Annotated in this window: 20 protein-coding genes; 1 reads left to right on the top strand and 19 read right to left on the bottom strand. The window is 73.5% G+C overall.

Going from position 1 to position 21039, the window contains the following annotated elements; translation table 11 throughout:
* Positions 1-68: 68 nt before the first annotated feature.
* The 14 genes from ACGFIR_RS07590 to pyrR all read right to left on the bottom strand — a co-directional run bounded on the left by ACGFIR_RS07590 (position 69) and on the right by pyrR (position 16890).
* Entirely contained in the window at positions 69-2135 is a 2067-nt protein-coding gene (locus ACGFIR_RS07590) for a primosome assembly protein PriA (RefSeq protein WP_393006298.1), read from the bottom strand.
* Positions 2136-2206: 71 nt separating this feature from the next.
* Positions 2207-3400 carry a methionine adenosyltransferase gene (gene metK / locus ACGFIR_RS07595; RefSeq protein WP_393005714.1) on the bottom strand — a complete coding sequence of 398 codons (1194 nt, stop codon included), beginning with the start codon at positions 3398-3400 and terminating at the stop codon, positions 2207-2209.
* Between the two features lie 88 nt (positions 3401-3488).
* The gene (coaBC, locus tag ACGFIR_RS07600) at positions 3489-4697 is read right to left on the bottom strand and encodes a bifunctional phosphopantothenoylcysteine decarboxylase/phosphopantothenate--cysteine ligase CoaBC (protein WP_393005716.1); all 1209 of its coding nucleotides are present in this window, start codon (positions 4695-4697) and stop codon (positions 3489-3491) included.
* Positions 4698-4711: 14 nt separating this feature from the next.
* Positions 4712-4975 carry a DNA-directed RNA polymerase subunit omega gene (rpoZ, locus tag ACGFIR_RS07605; RefSeq protein WP_007075826.1) on the bottom strand — a complete coding sequence of 88 codons (264 nt, stop codon included), beginning with the start codon at positions 4973-4975 and terminating at the stop codon, positions 4712-4714.
* Positions 4976-5021: 46 nt separating this feature from the next.
* Positions 5022-5555 (bottom strand): guanylate kinase, encoded by a 534-nt coding sequence (locus ACGFIR_RS07610; RefSeq protein ID WP_393005718.1) that lies wholly within the window; start codon positions 5553-5555, stop codon positions 5022-5024.
* 25 nt (positions 5556-5580) lie between these two features.
* The gene (gene mihF / locus ACGFIR_RS07615; protein WP_007458370.1) at positions 5581-5898 is read right to left on the bottom strand and encodes an integration host factor, actinobacterial type; all 318 of its coding nucleotides are present in this window, start codon (positions 5896-5898) and stop codon (positions 5581-5583) included.
* A 174-nt stretch (positions 5899-6072) separates the two neighbouring features.
* Positions 6073-6912 (bottom strand): orotidine-5'-phosphate decarboxylase, encoded by an 840-nt coding sequence (gene pyrF / locus ACGFIR_RS07620; RefSeq protein ID WP_393005720.1) that lies wholly within the window; start codon positions 6910-6912, stop codon positions 6073-6075.
* 108 nt (positions 6913-7020) lie between these two features.
* On the bottom strand, positions 7021-8295 hold the full coding sequence (locus ACGFIR_RS07625) for an adenosylmethionine--8-amino-7-oxononanoate transaminase (protein ID WP_393143823.1): 1275 nt from the start codon (positions 8293-8295) through the stop codon (positions 7021-7023).
* A complete protein-coding gene (locus ACGFIR_RS07630) occupies positions 8292-9311 on the bottom strand; it encodes a quinone-dependent dihydroorotate dehydrogenase (RefSeq protein WP_393005724.1) in 1020 nt (339 codons plus the stop codon). Before ACGFIR_RS07630 ends, ACGFIR_RS07625 begins: the two co-directional genes overlap by 4 nt.
* Positions 9312-9432: 121 nt before the next feature.
* Complete coding sequence (gene carB, locus ACGFIR_RS07635) at positions 9433-12831, bottom strand: carbamoyl-phosphate synthase large subunit (RefSeq protein WP_393005726.1); 3399 nt, start codon at positions 12829-12831, stop codon at positions 9433-9435.
* Positions 12824-13987: a glutamine-hydrolyzing carbamoyl-phosphate synthase small subunit gene (gene carA / locus ACGFIR_RS07640; protein WP_393143825.1), complete on the bottom strand. Its 1164-nt coding sequence runs from the start codon at positions 13985-13987 to the stop codon at positions 12824-12826. Before carA ends, carB begins: the two co-directional genes overlap by 8 nt.
* A gap of 118 nt (positions 13988-14105) precedes the next feature.
* Positions 14106-15383, bottom strand: coding sequence for a dihydroorotase (locus ACGFIR_RS07645; RefSeq protein ID WP_393143827.1), 1278 nt, complete (start codon positions 15381-15383; stop codon positions 14106-14108).
* Complete coding sequence (locus ACGFIR_RS07650) at positions 15380-16306, bottom strand: aspartate carbamoyltransferase catalytic subunit (protein WP_393005732.1); 927 nt, start codon at positions 16304-16306, stop codon at positions 15380-15382. Before ACGFIR_RS07650 ends, ACGFIR_RS07645 begins: the two co-directional genes overlap by 4 nt.
* On the bottom strand, positions 16303-16890 hold the full coding sequence (gene pyrR, locus ACGFIR_RS07655) for a bifunctional pyr operon transcriptional regulator/uracil phosphoribosyltransferase PyrR (protein WP_393005734.1): 588 nt from the start codon (positions 16888-16890) through the stop codon (positions 16303-16305). The genes ACGFIR_RS07650 and pyrR overlap by 4 nt, the downstream gene beginning before the upstream one ends.
* Before the next feature lie 284 nt (positions 16891-17174).
* Between pyrR and ACGFIR_RS07660 the strand changes: the two genes are divergently transcribed.
* Positions 17175-17663 (top strand): transcriptional regulator, encoded by a 489-nt coding sequence (locus tag ACGFIR_RS07660; RefSeq protein ID WP_007075816.1) that lies wholly within the window; start codon positions 17175-17177, stop codon positions 17661-17663.
* Positions 17664-17783: 120 nt separating this feature from the next.
* On the opposite strand, the gene nusB is transcribed toward ACGFIR_RS07660, so the two are convergent.
* From nusB to ACGFIR_RS07685, 5 genes are all read right to left on the bottom strand, one after another.
* Complete coding sequence (gene nusB / locus ACGFIR_RS07665; protein ID WP_357095297.1) at positions 17784-18194, bottom strand: transcription antitermination factor NusB; 411 nt, start codon at positions 18192-18194, stop codon at positions 17784-17786.
* Between the two features lie 23 nt (positions 18195-18217).
* On the bottom strand, positions 18218-18775 hold the full coding sequence (efp, locus tag ACGFIR_RS07670) for an elongation factor P (RefSeq protein WP_091424312.1): 558 nt from the start codon (positions 18773-18775) through the stop codon (positions 18218-18220).
* 177 nt (positions 18776-18952) lie between these two features.
* Positions 18953-19384 (bottom strand): type II 3-dehydroquinate dehydratase, encoded by a 432-nt coding sequence (gene aroQ, locus ACGFIR_RS07675; protein WP_393143829.1) that lies wholly within the window; start codon positions 19382-19384, stop codon positions 18953-18955.
* Positions 19381-20457: a 3-dehydroquinate synthase gene (aroB, locus tag ACGFIR_RS07680; RefSeq protein ID WP_393005738.1), complete on the bottom strand. Its 1077-nt coding sequence runs from the start codon at positions 20455-20457 to the stop codon at positions 19381-19383. Before aroB ends, aroQ begins: the two co-directional genes overlap by 4 nt.
* Positions 20458-20530: 73 nt before the next feature.
* Positions 20531-21034 carry a shikimate kinase gene (locus ACGFIR_RS07685; RefSeq protein ID WP_393005740.1) on the bottom strand — a complete coding sequence of 168 codons (504 nt, stop codon included), beginning with the start codon at positions 21032-21034 and terminating at the stop codon, positions 20531-20533.
* Positions 21035-21039: the final 5 nt, after the last annotated feature.

Consider the following 21039-nt stretch of genomic DNA (forward strand, 5'->3'; position numbering starts at 1 on the left):
CGAGGCCCCACCGGACACGGCGTGCGACGGCGGCCCAGGTCGGACGCGCGGGGCAGCGGGCCCGCCGGTCAGAAGAGGGCCAGCGGGTCGACCTGGAGGCGGACCGGATCGGCGGCCTTGCGGGCGGTCCGCACCCCGGCCGCCGAGTGCAGCGCGCCGGCCAGCGCGGCGGCCCGGGCCCGCGGCACCCGCACCAGCATCCGTTCCCGTTCCCCGTCGGCCGGCACCGGCCCGAGCAACTCGGCCTCCGCCGGCAGCCGGGCCTCGGCCAGCAGGTCCGCCACCGCGGCCGGCAGCCCGGTCACGCTGGCCATCCGTACCGCGGGCGGGAAGCCCAACTCCCGCCGCTCGGCCAGCTCCCGCGCGGCGAACCAGCCGGCGTCCCAGCGCAGCAGCGCCTGCACGGGCGCCAGCGCCCCGTCGGCGACCACCACCACCCGGCCGCCGGCCGAGGCGGGGCGGGCCAGCGCGGCGGCCGCCAGCCAGCGGCGCAGCGCCTCCTCCCCCGCCCGCAGGTCGGCCCGGGTGAGCAGGGCCCACGAGTCGAGCAGCAGCACCGCCCCGAAACCCCCCTCGGCGACCGGCTCGGCGCCGGGGGTGGCGATGACCAGGCCGGCGCCGCCCGGCACCGTGGCCAGCACCTCCTCCCGCCCAGAGGTGCGCACCGGCACGCCCGGGAAGGCCCGGCCCAGCTCCTCGGCGGTACGCCGGGCGCCGGTCACGGAGGCGCGCAGCCGCCGCCCGCCGCACTCCGGGCAGGCGTACGCGGCGGCGGCCCGCCCGCACCAGCGGCAGGCGGGGCTGCCCTCGGCCGACGGCAGCGCGAGCGGCCCGGCGCAGTGCGGGCAGCGGGCCGGGGTGCGGCAACCGGCGCAGGCCACCGAGGGCAGGTAGCCGCGGCGGGGCACCTGGACCAGCACCGGCAGGTCGGCCCGCAGCGCCTCCCGGGCGGTGGTCCAGGCGAGGCTGGGCAGCCGGGCGGTGGCCGCCCCCGGGTCGCGGGCCAACTGCGGGTCGTCGCCGGTGGGCGCGATCGCCGGCATCCGCGCCCGCACCGTCGCCCGGTCGGCCACCACCTCGCGGGCCCACCCGGTCTCCACCAGCAGCTGCGCCTCGGCGGTGCGGGTGTACCCGCCCACCAGGGCGCCGGCGTCGTCGAGCTGGGCGCGGGTGAGCAGCACCTCGCGGGCGTGCGGATAGGGAGCGCGGGGCTCGGCGTGCAGGTCGTCGCCGTCGTCCCAGATCGCCACCAGCCCGAGGCGGGCGACCGGGGCGAACATCGCGGCCCTGGTGCCGACGACCACTGCCACGTCGCCGCGCCGGGCGGCGAGGAAGGCGCGGTAGCGCCGGGCGGGGCCGAGCGCGGCGGAGAGGCAGACGTGCCGGCCCGGTCCCAGGGCGTCGCGCAGGGCCGCGTCGAGACGGTCCAGGTCGCGGTTGTCGGCGACGACCACGACCGCGCCCCGGCCGCCGGCCACGGTGGCGGCGACGGCCTCGGCGTAGCGGGCGGGCCAGTCCTCCCCCGGCAGCGCCGACCAGACCGCCCGGGGGGCCCGCCCGTCGGCGAGCGCCCGGAGCAGGGCCGGCCCGGCCGGGTAGTCCCGCCAGGCGTCGGACGCCGGACCGGCCGGCACGGCGGGCTCTCCGCCCAGGGCTGTTCCCGGCGCGGCGGGCTCGCCCGGGTCCGCTGCCGATGCGGCGGGATCACCCGGGTCCGCTCCCGGCGCTGCCGGTCCTTCGTCCGAGGCGGCCGGCGCCGAGCCGGGGGAAGCCAGGCCTTCGGCCGGGCCCGCCGGAGCTGGGCCGGGGTCGGCGGCGCGGGCGCGGACGTCCTTCTCCACCCGGGCGTGCCGGGGCGGGACGGCGAGGCGGAGCACGTCGGCGAGGCCGCCGGCGTAGCGGTCCGCGACCGCCCGGGCCAGCCGGGCGACCTCCGGCGCGAGCACCGGCTCGGGCGAGACGACCTTCTCCAGGTACGCCAGCCGGCCGGTGTGCCCCGAGTCGTCGGCCCGCTCCAGCAGCCAGCCGTCGACGAGCTGCCCCGCGAAGCGGACCTTCACGCGGACGCCGGGGACGGCGTCGGCGTCCAGCTCGGCCGGGACGAGGTAGTCGAACGGGCGGTCCAGGTGGGCCAGGGGAACGTCGACGCAGACACGAGCGACCGGCGACCCGTCCGCGGGTCGCCGGTCGCTGCGCCTGGTGCCGGTCAGGCTCCCGCGGCCGACTTGAGGTCGGCGGCCCGGTCGGTGCTCTCCCAGGTCAGCTCCGGCAGCTCCCGGCCGAAGTGGCCGTAGGCGGCGGTCTGCTGGTAGATCGGGCGGAGCAGGTTGAGGTCCCGGATGATGGCGGCCGGGCGCAGGTCGAAGACCTCCGAGACGGCCTTCTCGATCGAGGCCACCGGCACCGTCTCGGTGCCGAACGTCTCGACGAAGAGGCTGACCGGGTGGGCCTTGCCGATCGCGTACGCGACCTGGACCTCGCACCGCTCGGCCAGGCCGGCGGCGACCACGTTCTTGGCCACCCAACGCGTCGCGTACGCCGCCGAGCGGTCGACCTTCGACGGGTCCTTGCCGGAGAAGGCGCCACCGCCGTGCCGGGCGTAACCGCCGTAGGTGTCCACGATGATCTTGCGGCCGGTCAGGCCCGCGTCACCCATCGGGCCACCGATCTCGAACCGGCCGGTCGGGTTGACCAGCAGCCGGTAGCCGTCGGTGTCGAGGCCGAGGCTCTCCAGCTCCGGGGCGATGACGTGCTCGCGCACGTCCGGGGTGAGCAGCGAGTCCAGCGAGATGTCCGCGGCGTGCTGGCTGGAGACGACCACGGTGTTGAGCCGGACGGGGCGCAGCCCCTCGTACTCGATCGTGACCTGGGTCTTGCCGTCGGGACGCAGGTACGGGATGGTGCCGTCCTTGCGGACCTGCGACAGCCGCCGGGCCAGCCGGTGCGCCAGGGCGATCGGCAGCGGCATCAGCTCCGGGGTCTCGGAGCAGGCGAAGCCGAACATCATGCCCTGGTCGCCGGCGCCCTGCGCGTCCAGTGCGCTCTCCGACGCCCCGGTACGCAGCTCGAAGGCGTTGTCGACGCCCTGCGCGATGTCCTCGGACTGGGCGCCGATGGAGACACTGACACCGCACGAGGCCCCGTCGAAGCCCTTCTTCGACGAGTCGTAGCCGATGTCGAGGATGGTCCGGCGGACGATGGTCGGAATGTCGGCGTACGCCTTGGTGGTCACCTCCCCCGCGATGTGCACCTGGCCGGTGGTGATCAGGGTTTCCACGGCGACGCGGCTGCGCGGGTCCTCGGCGAGCAGGGCGTCGAGGATTCCGTCGCTGATCTGGTCAGCGATCTTGTCCGGATGACCTTCCGTGACCGATTCGGAAGTGAAGAGGCGGCGTGTCACGGCACTCCTAAAGTGTGGAAGTCGTTCCGCGGCAGTGTAGTCATCCGCGGCATGTCCCGGCCCCTTCGGTCGTGCCCGGTTCCAGCCGTCAGGAACGGTTGGGCAACCGGGCCACCACGAGGTCCCAGACGCCGTCGGCGAGGTCCTCCTTGGACCGCTCGGGCATCCGGCTGACCGAGCCGTCCGCGCCGATGACCGTCGCCGCGTTGGTCTCGGCGCCGAAGACCTTGTCGGGCCCGACCTCGTTGATCACGATGAGGTCGGCCCGCTTGCGGGCGAGCTTGGCCCGGCCGTTGGCCTCGGCGTCGCCCGTCTCCGCGGCGAACACCACCAGCACCTGCTCCGGGCGACGGCGCCGGCCCAGCTCGGCCGCGATGTCCGGGTTGGTGACGAGCTCGATGGTGGGCGCACTGCCGTCGTCCGACTTCTTGATTTTGCCAGGCGCGTAGGTCGCCGGACGGAAATCGGCCGGAGCCGCCGCCATCACCACCGCGTCGGCCTCGGCCGCCGCCGCCAGCGTCGCCTCGCGCAGCTCGCCGGTGGTGCCGACGCGGACCAGGTCGACGCCGGCGGGATCGGGCAGCGAGACGTTGGCCGAGATCAGCGTGACCCGGGCGCCCCGGGCCACCGCGCAGCGGGCGAAGGCGTAGCCCTGCTTGCCCGAGGAGCGGTTGCCCAGGAAGCGGACCGGGTCGAGGGGCTCGCGGGTCCCGCCGGCGGTCACCACCACGTGCCGCCCGGCCAGGTCGGCGGGGGCCGCGACGCCCCGGCCCAGCGCCCGGCGGGCGACCGCGAAGATCTCCGCCGGGTCGGGCAGCCGGCCCTTGCCCGTGTCGGCCCCGGTGAGCCGGCCGACGGCGGGCTCGATGACGCGCACGCCCCGCGCGCGCAGCGTCGCGACGTTGGCGACGGTGGCGGGGTGCTCCCACATCTCGGTGTGCATGGCGGGGGCCAGCAGCACGGGGCAGCGGGCGGTCAACAGCGTGTTGGTGAGCAGGTCGTCGGCGAGGCCGTGGGCAGCCTTGGCCAGCAGGTCGGCGGTGGCCGGGGCGACGACCACCAGGTCGGCCTGCTGCCCGAGGCGGACGTGCGGCACCTCGTGCACGTCCGACCAGACGTCGTCGGCGACGGGCTGGCCGGAGAGCGCGGCCCAGGTCGGGGCCCCGACGAAGCGCAACGCCGACGCGGTCGGCACGACCCGGACCTGGTGGCCCGACTCGGTGAAGAGCCGCAGCAGCTCACACGCCTTGTAGGCGGCGATGCCACCGCCGACCCCGAGGACGATCCGGGGGGACATCGGCGCGCGGCGGGTTACGGCTGGTCGGTCGGCTCAGCGGTGAGCAGGCCCGCGTTGATCTCGCGCATGGCGATGGAGAGCGGCTTCTCCTGCGGCGTGGTCTCGACCAGCGGGCCGACGTATTCCAGCAGCCCCTCGCCGAGCTGGCTGTAGTAGGCGTTGACCTGGCGGGCACGCTTGGCGGCGAAGATCACCAGCGCGTACTTCGAGGTCGTCTTCTCGAGAAGCTCGTCGATCGGCGGGTTGGTGATGCCTTCGGGGTTTGCGATGGATCCCACGAATTAACCTCTGCGTCTATCGCACCACGCGCGGCGGTGCTGGCGCTCAACCGCGCGGGGGCGGTGGCGCCGGAGCCAGGAAAGAAGAACCGGACAAGCCTACCAGCTCGTCTACGACGGGCCCGGTGAGGTCGTGCGCGAGGGTGTGTTCGAAGGCGGCCAGCGTGACCTGGCGGGGAACGATCCCCGGCGGGTGCAGCAGCACCAGCCGGGCGTCGGGCAGGACCGCCCGGACCAGCAGCGCCCCGGCGATGTCGAGGCCGATCAGCACCGGCTGACCGGCGGCGAGGCGGGACCGCAGGGGCGCGAGGGGGGTGCCGCGCCGGTGGGGCCCGATCCGGCTCCACTCCAGCAGTTCCCCGGCGGTGACCATCCGGTCGAACTCGGCGGGGGCCAGGAAGAGCCGGTCGACCCCGTCCAGCTCGCGCTCCCGACGGGGGCGCGTGGTGGCCGGTACCGGCACCCAGACGGACGGAGAACGCGCCCGGACGCGCTCGACGACACTCTCCGTGCCGGAGCCCGAAGGCCCCGTCAGGACAGTGAGCCGAGCCGCCGGGCGCGCCTCGTCATCCGTGCTCACTGCTTGTTTCTACACGCAGCCAGGCTCAGTTGGCGGCGAACTCTCCAAGCAGTGCCTTGCGCTGCTGCTCGCCGAGGCCACGCAGGCGACGGCTGTCGGCGATCTTGAGCTTCTCCATGATCTGGGTGGCCCGGATCTTGCCGATACCCGGCATCGCCTGCAGCACGGCGGAGACCTTGAGCTTGCCGACGACGTCGTCGGACTCGGCACGCTCGAGGACGGCTCCGAGGGTGGTCTTGCCCTGCTTGAGCTGCTCCTTCAGCTCAGCACGGGCCTTGCGGATCTCCGCGGCCTTCTCCAGCGCGGCAGCGCGCTGTTCGGGGGTCAGTGACGGGAGCGGCACCAGTTCTCCTCAGGTCCCTATCGCGACGGGCGGGACGCACCGCCGCATCTGTGAAACGTGGTGTCGCTGTGAACCAAGGGGTCCGTGGTTCCCAGCGCGGGGAAAACTAGCGTTAGACGGCGCATTCGGCAACGTGGGCGCGCGATGATCTTCACAAAGTGACCGAGCTGTCAGTCAGTCACCAGCGACGAGGGCGGCCCGGCAGTCGGTCAGCGCACGGTCGGCGGCGGCCCGCAGCGCGTCCGGATCCGGGCCCGCGCCCAGCACCTCACGGGAGTACGAGGGCAGCACCGCCGGCAGCGCGGAGCCGAAGACGACCCGCAGATCCGCCGCGGTGGCGCCCTGCGCCCCGAGCCCCGGGGCGAGCAGCGGACCGTTCACCGCCGAAAGATCGTGACCTGTGTCACCGATGGTCGCGCCGACCACGAGACCGACGCTGCCGAGCGGCTCCGCACCCGCGTTGAGCTGGGAAATCTCGTCGATCACGGTCTGCGCCACGGTCCGGCCGTCGGCGGTGCGGGCACGCTGGACGGCGGCACCCTCGGGGTTGGAGGTCAGCGCCAGCACGAAGACCCCGCCGCCGTGCTCGGCGGCCAGCTCGAACATCGGGGCGAGCGCGCCGACACCGAGGTACGGGCTCGCGGTCACCGCATCCACATGGACCGGGCTGGATGGATCGAGGTACGCCGAGGCGTACGCGGCGACGGTCGAACCGATGTCACCGCGCTTGACGTCCAGCAGAACGAGCGAGCCGGCCTCCCGCAACTGTCGGATAGTTGACTCAAGAATTTGCATACCTTTGGAGCCGAACCGCTCGAAGAAGGCCGACTGCGGCTTCACCACCGCGACCCGGTCACCGAGGGCTTCCGTGACCGTACGGGCGAAGCGGTCGAGCCCCCGGACGTCGTCGTCGAGCCCCCAGCGGGCCAGCAGCCCCGGGTGCGGATCGATGCCGACGCAGAGCGGTCCCCGCTCGCTCACGGCCCGGTGCAGGCGGGCGCCGAAGCTCTCCATCCGGTTCTCTCCCTCTCCTCGGTGCCCGGGGCGTCCGCCGCCGGGGCAAGCTCCTGCCGCGGGCGGCGCGCGCCGCCCGCGTACGACCGCCGGAGCGTGACCGGCGGATCAGCCGGCCCGCACCGCGGCGGCGACCCCGGCGGCGATCCGGGCCAGGTCGGCGTCGTCGGTGACGTACGGCGGCATGGTGTAGACCAGGTCGCGGAACGGCCGCAGCCAGACCCCCTCGGCCACGGCGGCGGCGGTGGCGGCGGGCAGGTCCACCTCGTGGTCGAGCTGCACCACGCCGATCGCGCCGAGCACCCGCACGTCGGCCACCCCCGGCGCCTGGCGCAACGGCTCCAGGCCGGCCCGCAGGCCCGCCTGCACCCTCGCCACCCGCGCCGCCCAGTCCCCCGCCCGCAGCAGCCCGAGGGAGGCGTTGGCGACCGCACAGGCCAACGGGTTGCCCATGAACGTCGGCCCGTGCGCCAGCACGCCCCCGACGGAGATGCCCCGGGCCACCTGAGCCGTGCAGAGCGTGGCGGCCAGCGTCAGGTACCCGCCGGTGAGCGCCTTGCCCACGCACATCACGTCGGGCGCCACCCCGGCGTGCTCGGCGGCGAACATGGCGCCCGTCCGGCCGAAGCCGGTGGCGATCTCGTCGAAGATCAGCAACACCCCGTGCGCCCGGGTCACCTCGCGCAGCACCCGCAGGTAGTGCGGGTGGTGGAAGCGCATCCCCCCGGCGCCCTGCACCACCGGCTCCACGATTACCGCGGCCAGCTCGTGGGCGTGCCGCTCGACCGCCTCCACCAGGGCCGCCTCGTAGGCCGGGTCGGGCGGGGTGTCGAAGCCGCCGGGCGGCACGGGGGCGAAGACCTGCCGGGGCAGCACGTCGCCCCAGAGGTGGTGCATGCCGCCCTCGGGGTCGCAGACGCTCATCGGGTGGAACGTGTCGCCGTGGTAGCCGCCCCGCCAGGTACCCAGCCGGCGACGCTCGGGCCGGCCCGTGGCCCGCTGGTACTGGAGGCACATCTTGATGGCGACCTCGACGCCGACCGAGCCGGAGTCGGCCAGGAAGACGTGCTCCAGCCCGTCCGGCGCCAGCTCCACCAGGGTGGTCGCCAGGCGCACCGCCGGCTCGTGCGTGAGGCCGCCGAACATCACGTGGCTCATCCGGCCGAGCTGGTCGGTCACCGCCGCGTCGAGCACCGGGTGCCGGTAGCCGTGGATCGCCGCCCACCACGACGACATCCCGTCGACCAGCTCCCGGCCGTCGGCCAACCGCAGCCGTACGCCCTCGGCGCCCCGCACCACGTAGGGCGCGCTGGCCGGCGGCAGGGGCGCGTACGGGTGCCAGACGTGCGCCCGGTCCGCGGCCAGGATCTCCTCGGGTGTCACCCGCCGCCCCCGGTGGCGCGCACGGCGGCACGCACCAGGGCCGGGCCCCGGTAGATGAAGCCGGTGTAGAGCTGCACCAGGGCGGCGCCCGCGTCGAACATCCGGGCGGCGGCGTCGGGGTCGACGATGCCGCCGACGCCGATGATCGGTAGCCGTCCGCCGGTCTCCCGGTGCACGAAGGCGACCACCTCGCGGGCCCGGTCGGCGAGCGGGCGCCCCGACAGCCCGCCGGTCTCCGCGCCGCGCGCCCGGTCGGCCGGGGCGAGACCGTCGCGCGCCAGGGTGGTGTTGGTGGCGATCACCCCCGCGGCGCCCCGGGCGACGCAGACCTCCAGCAGCTCGGCGATCGCCGCGTCGGTGAGGTCCGGGGCGATCTTCACCAGCACCGGCTTCTCCCCCACCAGCGCGGCCAGCAGGGCGTCCAGGTGCGCCCGGTCCTGCAGGGCGCGCAGGCCGGGGGTGTTCGGCGAGGAGACGTTGACCGCGAAGTAGTCGCCGTGACCGCGCAGCGCCCGGTAGGAGGCGAGGTAGTCCGCCACCGCGTCCTCCAGCGGAGTCACCTTGGACTTGCCGAGCGAGATGCCCAGCGGCACCCCGAGCGGGCGCGGCAGCGCCGCCAGCCGGGCCGCCAGGGCCTCGGCGCCGGCGTTGTTGAACCCCATCCGGTTCACCACGGCCTCGCTGTCGGGCAGCCGGAACAGCCGGGGGCGGGGATTGCCCGGCTGCGGATGCGCGGTGACCGTGCCGACCTCGACGAAACCGAACCCCAGCGCCGGCCAGGCGGGCAGCGCCGCGCCGTCCTTGTCCATCCCGGCGGCGAGCCCCACCGGATTGGGGAACTCGACGCCGAACACCGTGCGCGGCGCCCGGACGGCGTACCGGGCCCGCAGCACGGCCAGCGCCGCCGGCCGGCGGGACAACTCCGCCAGCCGACGCAGCGTCCACTCGTGCGCCGCCTCGGCGTCCCCGCCCCCGACCCGGAAGAGCACCGGTCGAACGGCCCGCTCGAACATCACGACCGACCACCCCCGTTGATCATGAAGTTGTCGCCACGACACGCCGTGCCGGCCGACGACAACTTCATGATCAACGCGTACGGGCGAGGGTGGGGGCCGGGGCGGTGGGGGCTCCGGGGGGTCATTCGGCGGCTCGGAGGGCGGCGTGCAGCTCCTGGAGCGGGCGGACCTGCATGTCGCCCCGGATCCGCGCCTCGATGCCCATCACCGCCGCCGCCGCGCCCGGCACCGTGGTGATGCACGGGATGTCCGCCGTGACGGCGGCGCTGCGGATCTCGTAGCCGTCCGAGCGGGCGCTCGCGCCCGAGCCCTGCGGAGTGTTGATCACCAGCGCCACGTCGCCGCCGAGGATCAGCGACACCGCGTCCTCGCCCCCGCCGGACTCGTAGTGCTTGCGGATCTGCTCGCAGGCGATGCCGTGCCGGCGCAGCACCTCCGCCGTGCCGGTGGTGGCGACGATCTCGAAGCCGAGGTCTGCCAGGCGCTTGATCGGGAAGATCATGCCGCGCTTGTCCCGGTTGGCGACCGAGACGAAGATCTTCCCGGCCGTCGGCAGCGAGCCGTACGCGGCCGACTGCGACTTGGCGAAGGCGTGCCCGAAGGCGGTGTCGATGCCCATCACCTCGCCCGTGGACTTCATCTCCGGACCGAGCAGCGAGTCCACGCCCTTGCCGGTGGGGGTGCGGAACCGCTTGAACGGCAGCACCGCCTCCTTGACCGCGATCGGGGCGCCGGCCGGCAGCGAACCGCCGTCCCCGGTCGCCGGGAGCAGCCCCTCGGCGCGCAGCTCGGCGATGGTGGCGCCCAGCGCGATCCGGGCCGCCGCCTTCGCCAGCGGCACCGCCGTGGCCTTGGATACGAAGGGCACCGTCCGGGACGCGCGCGGGTTCGCCTCCAGCACGTAGAGCATGTCGTCCTTGAGCGCGTACTGCACGTTGAGCAGGCCGCGCACGCCGATGCCCCGGGCGATCGCCTCGGTGTAGCGGCGCACCTGGGCCACGTGCGAGCCCGCCAGGGTGATCGGCGGCAGCGCGCAGGACGAGTCGCCGGAGTGGATACCGGCCTCCTCGATGTGCTCCATCACGCCGCCGAGGTAGACCTCACCGTCGGCGTCGCACAGCGCGTCCACGTCGATCTCGATGGCGTCGTCGAGGAAGCGGTCGACCAGCACCGGGTGGTCCGGGGAGATCTCGGTGGCCCGCCCGATGTAGTCGTGCAGCGTGGCGTCGTCGTAGACGATCTCCATGCCCCGCCCGCCCAGCACGTACGACGGCCGGACCAGCACCGGGTAGCCGATCTCGTCGGCGATCGCCTTCGCCTCGTCGTACGAGGTCGCCATGCCGTGCGCCGGGGCGCGCAGCCCGGCCCGGTCCAGTACCGCCCCGAACGCGCCCCGCTCCTCGGCCAGGTGGATCGACTCCGGGGAGGTGCCGACGATCGGCACGCCCGCGTCCTTCAGCCGCTGCGCCAGGCCCAGCGGCGTCTGCCCGCCGAGCTGCACGATCACCCCGACCACGCCCGGCCCGCCGGCCGCCCGGCCGGAGGAGTCCTCGGCGTGCCAGACCTCCAGCACGTCCTCGAAGGTGAGCGGCTCGAAGTAGAGCCGGTCGGCGGTGTCGTAGTCGGTGGAGACGGTCTCCGGGTTGCAGTTGACCATCACGGTCTCGAACCCGGTGCCCGCGGCACCGGCCCCGGACGCGGACGCGGCGGCTGCGGCGGTCGGCGCGCCGCGCAGCGCCTGGACCGCGTGGACACAGGAGTAGTCGAACTCGATGCCCTGGCCGATCCGGTTCGGCCCGGAACCCAGGATCATCACCTTCGGCCGGGCCGACGCCGCGACCTCGGTCTCCTGGTCGTACGTCGAGTAGTGGTAGGGCGTGGTCGCCTCGAACTCGGCGGCACAGGTGTCCACCGTCTTGTAGACCGGCCGGACGTCGAGGCGGTGCCGCAGCGTCCGGATGCCGTCCTCGGCGGCCAGCTCCGGGCGCAGCGCGGCCAGCTGCCGGTCCGACAGACCCGCCCGCTTGGCCCGGCGCAGCAGCTCGGCGTCGAGCACCGGGGCGTCCACGATCTCGGCGCGCAACTCGACCAGGGCGGCGATCTGGTCCAGGAACCAGGGGTCGATCCCGCCGGACGCGGCGGAGACCTCGGCGATCGACGCGCCGAGGCGCAGCGCCCGCTCGACGGTGTAGAGCCGGCCGTCGTGCGGCATCCGCAGCGCGGCGAGGGTGCTCTCCTTCGTCACGCCGACCGGATCCGGCACGGTCCAGAATCCGGCGGCCTTCGTCTCCAGCGAGCGCATCGCCTTGTTCAGCGCCTCGCTGAAGTTACGGCCCAGGCTCATCGCCTCGCCCACGGACTTCATCGTGGTCGTCAGCTCCGGGTCGGCGCCCGGGAACTTCTCGAACGCGAACCGGGGGATCTTCACCACCACGTAGTCCAGGGTCGGCTCGAACGCCGCCGGGGTCTTCAGCGTGATGTCGTTGGGGATCTCGTCGAGGGTGTAGCCGATGGCCAGCTTCGCGGCGATCTTCGCGATCGGGAAGCCGGTGGCCTTGGACGCCAGCGCCGACGACCGCGACACCCGGGGGTTCATCTCGATGACCACGATCCGGCCGTCGGCCGGGTTGACGGCGAACTGGATGTTGCAGCCGCCGGTGTCCACGCCGACCTCGCGCAGCACCGCGATGCCCAGGTCGCGCAGCCGCTGGTACTCGCGGTCGGTGAGCGTCATGGCCGGGGCGACGGTGACGCTGTCACCGGTGTGCACGCCCATCGGGTCGACGTTCTCGATCGAGCAGACCACCACGACGTTGTCGTTGCGGTCGCGCATCAGCTCGAGCTCGTACTCCTTCCAGCCGAGCACGCTCTCCTCGATGAGCACCTCGTGCACGGGGCTGGCGGCCAGCCCGTCGCCGGCGATGCGGGCCAGGTCCTCCGGGGTGTGCGCCATGCCGGAGCCGAGGCCACCCATGGTGAACGACGGCCGGATCACCACCGGCAGACCCAGCTCGCCGACGGTCGCCTCGACCTCCGCCATCGAGTGGCAGACCCGGGAGCGGGGCACCAGGCCCGCCGGGTCGTCGATCCCCAGACGTACGCCGGCCTTCGCGACGATGTCCTTGAACAGCTGCCGGTCCTCGCCGCGGTTGATCGCCTCGATGTTGGCGCCGATCAGCTCCACGCCGTACTTCTCCAGCACGCCCGCCTCGTGCAGGGCGACGGCGGTGTTCAGCGCCGTCTGCCCGCCGAGGGTGGGCAGGATCGCGTCGGGGCGCTCCTTGGCGATCACCAGCTCGACGAACTCCGGGGTGATCGGCTCGACGTACGTGGCGTCGGCGAACTCGGGGTCCGTCATGATCGTCGCCGGGTTCGAGTTGACCAGGCTGACCCGGATCCCCTCGCTGCGCAGCACCCGGCAGGCCTGGGTGCCCGAGTAGTCGAACTCGCAGGCCTGCCCGATCACGATCGGCCCGGAGCCGATCACCAGGATGTGCTTGAGATCGGTCCGCTTAGGCATGTGTGCGCCCCTCGCTCTGCATCCGGCCCTCGATGAGTTCGGCGAAACGGTCGAAGAGGTAGTCCGCGTCGTGCGGGCCGGCCGCCGCCTCCGGGTGGTACTGGACGGTGAAGGCGGGCACGTCCTTGGCCCGCAGCCCCTCGACCACGTTGTCATTGAGGCAGACGTGTGACACCTGGACGCCACCGAACTCGGTCTCGATCACCTGGTCGGGGACGACCGCCCCCGCCACGGCGCCCGGCACCCGCACCGCGAAGCCGTGGTTGTGGCTGGTCACCTCGACCTTGCCGGTGACCCGGTCGAGCACCGGCTGGTTGATCCCCCGGTGGCCGTAGCCGAGCTTGTACGTGCCGAAGCCCAACGCCCGGCCGAGGATCTGGCTGCCGAAGCAGATGCCGAACAGCGGGATCCGGCGGCTGAGCACCTCCCGGGCCAGGGCGACCGGCGCGTCCGCGGTGGCCGGGTCGCCCGGGCCAGGCGAGAAGAAGACCGCGTCCGCGCCGGTGGCGAGCAGTTCCTCGATGGTTGAGCCGGCCGGCAGCACGTGGGTGGTGACCCCGCGGGCGGCGAGCCGGCGCGGCACGTTGCGCTTGATGCCCAGATCCAGCGCGGCGACCGTGAACCGGTGCTCGCCCTCGGCCGCCACCACGTACGGCTCGGCGGTGCTGACCTCGGCGGACAGGTCCGCGCCGACCATCTCCGGCGCCTGCCGCACCCGGGCCAGCAGCGCCCGGGGGTCGGTCTCGACGCTGGAGATGCCGACCCGCATCGCGCCGCGCTCGCGCAGGTGCCGGGTCAGCGCCCGGGTGTCCACGCCGCTGATGCCGACCACGCCCTCGGCGGCCAGCCGGTCCTCCAGCCCGCCGGTGGCGCGCCAGTTCGACCCGATCCGGGCCGGGTCGCGCACCACGTAGCCGGCGACCCAGATGCGGCCCGACTCGTCGTCCTCGCCGTTGACACCGGTGTTGCCGATGTGCGGGGCGGTCTGCACCACCACCTGACGGTGGTAGGAGGGGTCGGTCAGCGTCTCCTGGTAGCCGGTCATGCCGGTGTTGAAGACCGCCTCGCCGAAGGTCTCCCCGACGCTGCCGTACGCCTCGCCGTGGAACGTGCGCCCGTCCTCGAGGACGAGGATCGCGGGCCTCCGCTTGGTCATGTTGCGTTCCCTTCGATCCGGACTGCGGGACTCCGCTCCGCTGCATTCCTCGCTCGGATCAGGGCTTCCCCTTCGATCCGGACTGCGGGACTCCGCTCCGCTGCATTCCTCGCTCGGATCACCTGACTGCCTTTCCGTCCAGGACCGTCGGCTCGCCGCGCAGGAAGGTCGCCACGATGCGACCCGGCAGCGTCATCCGGGCGTACGGGGTGTTGCGACTACGGCTGGCCAGCTCCGCCGGCTCGATGGTGCGGCGCGCGGCCGGATCCACCAGGGTCAGGTTCGCCGGCACGCCGGGCGCCGGGTCGAGGCCGTGCCCCTCCAGCCCGGCGATGCGGGCCGGGGCGCGCGACATCCGCTCGGCGATCAGGTCCCACCGCGGGCCGAGCACGTCGAGGACGATCGACAGCGCCGTCTCCAGGCCGAGCATGCCCGGCCGGGCGTACGCCCACTCGCACTCCTTGTCCTCCACGGCGTGCGGGGCGTGGTCCGTGGCGACGATGTCGATCACGCCGTCGGCCAGGGCCGCCCGCAGCGCGGCGATGTCGGTCGCGGTGCGCAGCGGCGGGTTGACCTTGTAGACCGGGTCGTACGTCTCGGCCCGGGAGTCGGTGAGCAGCAGGTGGTGCGGGGTGACCTCCGCGGTGACCCGGATGCCGCGCGCCTTGGCCTGGCGCAGCACCTCGACGCTGCCGGCCGTGGAGACGTGGCACACGTGCAGGCGGCTGCCCACGTGCTCGGTGAGCAGCACGTCCCGGGCGATGATCGCCTCCTCGGCGACCGCCGGCCAGCCGGTCAGGCCGAGGCGGGCCGAGACCTCGCCCTCGTGCATCTGCGCGCCCTCGGTGAGCCGGGGCTCCTCGGCGTGCTGGGCGATGATCCCGTCGAACGCCTTCACGTACTCCAGCGCCCGGCGCATCAGCCTCGGGTCGGCGACGCAGTGCCCGTCGTCGGAGAAGATCCGCACCCGCGCCGCCGAGTCGGCCATCGCGCCCAGCTCGGCGAGGTGCTCGCCGGCCAGACCGACGGTGACCGCGCCGATCGGCTGCACGTCCACCAGCCCGGCCTCCCGGCCGAGCCGCCAGACCTGCTCGACCACGCCGGCGGTGTCGGCCACCGGCGAGGTGTTGGCCATCGCGCAGACCGCAGTGTAGCCGCCGAGGGCCGCAGCCCGGGACCCGGACTCGACGGTCTCGGCGTCCTCCCGGCCGGGCTCGCGCAGGTGGGTGTGCAGGTCGACCAGGCCCGGCAGGGCGACCAGCCCGGTGCCGTCGAGCACGGTCGCGTCCGGCGCGGTCAGCCCGGCGCCGACGGCCGCGACGACGCCGTCGCGGATCAACAGGTCGGTCGGCGCGGCGCCGACGACGCTGACGTTGGAGATCAGGTACGAGCTCACCGGTTGTTCCCCCCGAGCAGCAGGTAGAGGACGGCCATCCGCACGGAGACCCCGTTGGCGACCTGTTCGACGATGGTGGAGCGGGGCGAGTCGGCGACCTCGGGCGTGATCTCCATCCCCCGGTTCATCGGTCCGGGGTGCATGACGATCGCGTGCTCGGGCAGCCGGCGCATCCGCGGGCCGTCCAGGCCGTAGCGGCGGGCGTACTCGCGGGCGGACGGGAAGTAGGAGTCGTTCATCCGCTCCCGCTGCACCCGCAGCATCATCACCACGTCCGACTGCGGCAGCACCGCGTCCAGGTCGTAGGAGACGTCGGTGCCGGGCGCGAGCGCCTGCGCGATGTCGACCGGGATCAGCGTCGGCGGCCCGACCAGCGTCACCTTGGCGCCGAGCGTGGACAGCAGCAGGACGTTGGAGCGGGCCACCCGGCTGTGCAGGACGTCCCCGACCACCGCGACCGACAGGCCGGCCAGCCGTCCCAGCCGGGAACGCATCGTGTACGCGTCGAGCAGCGCCTGGGTGGGGTGCTCGTGGGTGCCGTCGCCGGCGTTGACCACCGAGCCGTCGACCCAGTCGGCGAGCCGGTGCGGGGCGCCCGAGGCGGGGTGCCGGACGACCACGGCGTCCGCGCCCATCGCCTGCAGGGTCAGCGCCGTGTCCTTCAGGCTCTCGCCCTTGGTCACGCTGGAGCCCTTGGCCGAGAAATTGATCACGTCGGCGCTGAGCCGCTTCGCCGCCGCCTCGAACGAGATCCGGGTCCGGGTGGAGTCCTCGTAGAAGAGGTTCACCACGGTGCGCCCGCGCAGCGCGGGCAGCTTCTTGACCTCCCGGCCGGCGACGGTGGCCATCTCGGCGGCCGTGTCCAGGATCTCGGTGGCGGTGGCGGCGTCCAGGTCGGCGCCCGAGAGCAGGTGCCGGATCATGAGTTGGTCACACCCCCGTACAACTTGACCTCGTCTGTGCCGTCTGTCTCCGCGAGGGTGACCTTCACGCTCTCCGTGAGGGCGGTCGGGATGTTCTTGCCGACGTAGTCGGCGCGGATCGGCAGCTCGCGGTGGCCGCGGTCGACCAGGACGGCGAGCTGGACGGACGCCGGCCGCCCGACGTCGTTGAGCGCGTCGAGCGCGGCCCGCACCGTACGGCCGGAGAAGAGCACGTCGTCGACGAGGATGACGCGCCTGCCGTCGATGCCGCCGGGCGGCACCTGGGTCGGCCCGACCGCGCGGGTGGCGTGCCGGCGCAGGTCGTCGCGGTAGAGGGTGATGTCGAGCACGCCGACCGGGATGGTCACGTCCTCGAAGGTGCTGATCCGGGCGGCGAGCCGCTTCGCGAGCGGGGCGCCCCGGGTGGGGATGCCGAGCAGCACCGTGTTCTCGGCGCCCTGGGTCTTCTCCAGGATCTGGTGGGCGATGCGGTCGACCACGCGCTGGACGTCGGCGCTGGCGAGGATCACCTTCACCGAGGGTTGCCGGGACGGCGACGATCGGGCAGCCGGTGGGTAGGCCACGGCGGACCTCCTTCCCCGCCTCACGGGACGGGTCGTTAAAGGACGTCGGATGCCGGCACCGGGACGCGAGCGGCCCGGACCGGGGCTTCACGCCACGTTACCAGTGGTCACCGCGTTGACCCTCGCCGGCCACTGACCCCCTGGTCAGCCCGGCGAAAAACGGACAACTCCCCCAGTGATCCCAACGGTAAGGTCACGACCACTTGACCAGTTGTGCCAATCCCCGTACCGTCACGCTCCGTAGCGATCGCTGGGAGAACCCCGAGCAGCACTGGGAGTGTTTAATGCCCTCTGAATACGCCAAGTCTCTGGGCGCCCGCCTGCGCTCCATCCGCCAGCAGCAGGGCTTGTCCCTGCAGGGTGTGGAGGAGAAGTCGAACGGGCGGTGGAAGGCGGTGGTGGTCGGCTCCTACGAGCGCGGCGACCGCGCCGTCACGGTGTCGCGCCTGGCGGAGCTGGCAGACTTCTACCGCGTTCCCGTCTCGGAGCTCCTGCCCGACGGCAGCGGTGTCCGCCACGAGCCCACCAGCAAGATCGTCCTCGATCTCGAGCGGCTCTACGACGACGCCTCGGAGGACCTGGCCTACGTCGCCCGCTACGCGCGTGCCATCCAGCAGCAGCGCGGCGACTACAACGGCCGCGTGCTGTCCATCCGCGCCGACGACCTGCGCGCGCTCGCGATCGTCTACGACGCCTCGCCGTCCGGCCTGATCGAGCGGCTCACCGAGCACGGTGTGCTGGTCGCGGACCCGCGGGCGTTCTTCGCCAGCTGACCCGCGCCGCGCGAAACGGGGCCCGTGCCGTCCGGCACGGGCCCCGTTTCGTCGTTCGTGTCGCGTCCCCGCCACGGCTCCCGCCGGGTGTGACGCACGCCGGGTGTGACGTGCGCCGCGTCAGCGCGTGGCGTACTCGGCGATGCGGCCGAGGATGCCGTTGAGGAAGCGCGGCGAGTCGTCGGTCGACATCTGCCGGGCCAGCTCGACGGCCTCGCTGATGGCCACCGCGTCGTCGATCTCGTCGACGTAGAGCAGCTCGTAGACCGCGATGCGGGCGAGGTTGCGGTCGACCGTCGGCATCCGGTCCAGCGTCCACCCCTCGGCGTAGCTGGCGATCACCTCGTCGATCCGGTCGAGGTGGGCGGCGACGCCCTCGACGAGGCTCACCGCGTATCCCAGGTGCTCGGGTCGGGGCTTCTCGATCCGCTCGATGTAGCCGGCGAGCACGTCGACCGGCGGACGGTCCCGCAGGTCGGCCTCGAAGAGCACGTCCAGCGCCCGCTTGCGCGCCTTGCGGCGCGCCGGCATCTGCTGCTTGGGCCCCTCGGCCATCAGGCGCGGCCGAGGTAACGGCCGTCGCGGGTGTCGACCTTGATCTTCTCGCCGGTGGTGATGAAGAGCGGCACCTGCACGGTCGCGCCGGTCTCGACGGTGGCCGGCTTGTTGCCGCCGGTCGACCGGTCGCCCTGCAGACCCGGCTCCGTGTAGGTGATCTCCAGCACGACGCTTGTCGGCAGCTCGATGTAGAGCGGGACGCTCTCGTGGGTCGCCACGGTCGCCTCGGCCTCGGGCAGCAGGTAGTTCGCCGCCTCGCCGACCGTGGCGCCCGGCACGGTGATCTGGTCGAACGTCTCCAGATCCATGAAGACGTAGTCCTCGCCGTCGGCATAGAGGTATTGCATGGTGCGCTTGTCCACGGTCGCGGTCTCGACCTTGGTGCCCGCGTTGAAGGTCTTGTCGACCACCTTGCCGGACAGCACGTTCTTCAGCGTGGTACGCACGAACGCACCACCCTTACCGGGCTTGACGTGCTGGAACTCCACGACGGCCCAGAGCTCGCCGTCGAGGTTGAGTACCAGGCCGTTCTTCAGGTCGTTGGTGGTGGCCATTTCCTGCCTTGATCATCAATTGGCGGACAGACCTGGCAAGTCTACAAGTTGGGTCGAGCGCCGCTGTCCGCCGCCGCCCGCGCACCGCGTGCTGCCCCGTGCGCCGGCAGGCGGGACGGCACGTCAGCCGCCGCGAACGGGGGCGGGACGTCAGCCGCTGTACGCGGGGACGGGGTGTCAGCCGGTGCGGGCGGCCAGGTGGTGCAGGGCCAGGCGGTAGCCGTCGACGCCGAGGCCGCAGATCACCCCGGTCGCCACCGCCGACACCACGGAGTGGTGCCGGAACTCCTCGCGGGCGTGGATGTTGGAGATGTGCACCTCGACCAGGGGCCCGCGCAGCATGGCGCAGGCGTCCCGGACCGCGTACGAGTAGTGCGACCAGGCGGCGGGGTTGAGCACCACGGCGGCGCCCTCGTCGGCGGCGGTGTGCAGCCAGCCCAGCAGCTCGTGCTCGGCGTCGGTCTGCCGGACCGTCACGTCCAGGCCGAGTTCCCGCCCGGTCGCCTCGCAGAGCGCCACCAGGTCCGCGTAGCTGGTGGCGCCGTAGACGTCCGGCTGGCGGCTGCCGAGGCGGCCGAGGTTCGGGCCGTTGAGCACGTACACCCTCACGCGGCCACCTGCCGGTACGCCGCCGCCAGCAGTTCCTCGTCCGGGCCCTCCAGGATCGCGGGCCGGGCCAGCCCGTCCAGCACCACGAAACGCAGCTGGCTGCCCCGGGCCTTCTTGTCCACCCGCATCGTGGCCAGCAGCCCCGGCCAGGCCTCGGCCGGATAGCTGGTGGGCAGGCCGAGCGCCGCCATGGCCGTGCGGTGCCGCTCGGCGGTGGGGGCGTCCAGCCGGCCGGCCAGCCGGGCCAGCTCGCCGGCGTACACGATGCCGACCGAGACCGCGTGGCCGTGCCGCCAGCGGTAGTCCTCGGCCTTCTCGATCGCGTGGGCCAGGGTGTGGCCGTAGTTGAGCACCTCGCGCACGCCCGACTCCCGCAGGTCGCCCGAGACCACGTCGGACTTCACCCGGATCGCCCGTTCGATCAGCTCCCGGGTCACCGGCCCCGCCGGATCGGTGGCCGCGTCCCGGTCCCGTTCCACCAGGTCGAGGATCACCGGGTCGGCGATGAAGCCGCACTTGACGACCTCGGCCAGGCCGGCGGCGAGGTCGGCCCGGGGCAGGCTGTCCAGCGTCGCCAGGTCGGCGAGGACGCCGACCGGCGGGTGGAACGCCCCGACCAGGTTCTTGCCGGCGGCGGTGTTGATCCCGGTCTTGCCGCCCACCGCCGCGTCGACCATGCCCAGCAGCGAGGTCGCCACCGGCACCCAGCGCACGCCGCGCAGCCAGCAGGCCGCGACGAAGCCGGCCAGGTCGGTCACCGCGCCGCCGCCGACGCCCACCACCGCGTCGGTACGGGTGAAACCGGCCTCGCCCAGCCGGTCCCAGCAGGTCGCCGCGACGTCGATGCGCTTGCCCGCCTCGGCGTCCGGCACCTCGATCAGCAACGGCGCGACGCCGGCGGCGCCCAGCCTGTCGCCGATCGCCCGGGCCAGGTGCCTGAGCGGATGCGCGTGCAGCACCGCCACCCGGGTCGCGTCCGGCAACAGCCCGGGCAGCGCGTCGAGCAGGTCGCGTCCCACCAGCACGTCGTACGGGCGCTCGCCGCCGACCGGGATCCGGGTCACCTCGTCCATCGCCGGCAGCCTAGTCCAGCCGCCCCGCGCGGGGCGGGAACTGTCCACTTCGTGGCCGGGGCGAGGCGGCGACTCAGCGCCCGAGGAGCGCGGCGATCTCGGCGGCGATCTCCGCCGGGGCCCGCCCGTCGGTCACGACCGTGTCGGTGGCCACCTCGGCGTAGAGCGGGCGACGCTGGTCCAGCAGGTACTTCAGCGTCGCCCGGGGGTTGATCGCCAGCAGCGGCCGGCCCACGCCGAGCCCGACCCGCTTCACCGCGTCGGACAGCTCGACCGAGAGGTACATCACCCGGTGCCCGATCAGGGCGGCGCGGTTCTCCTCGGCGAGGACCGCGCCGCCGCCGAGGGCCAGCACGCCCCCGCACGAGGCCAGCCCCGCCGCCACCGCCGCCCGTTCGAGGGTACGGAAGTGGTCCTCGCCGTCGTCGATGAAGATCTCGGGGATCGGCTTGCCGGCCAGCCGCACGATGTCGAGGTCGGTGTCGCGGAACTCCACGCCGAGCAGCTCCGCCAGGGCCAGCCCGACGGTGGTCTTGCCCGAGCCGGGCGCCCCGACCAGCACGCAGACCGGCGCCATCAGCG

Source organism: Micromonospora sp. NPDC049051, from assembly GCF_043197575.1.
Classification (GTDB): Bacteria; Actinomycetota; Actinomycetes; order Mycobacteriales; family Micromonosporaceae; genus Micromonospora.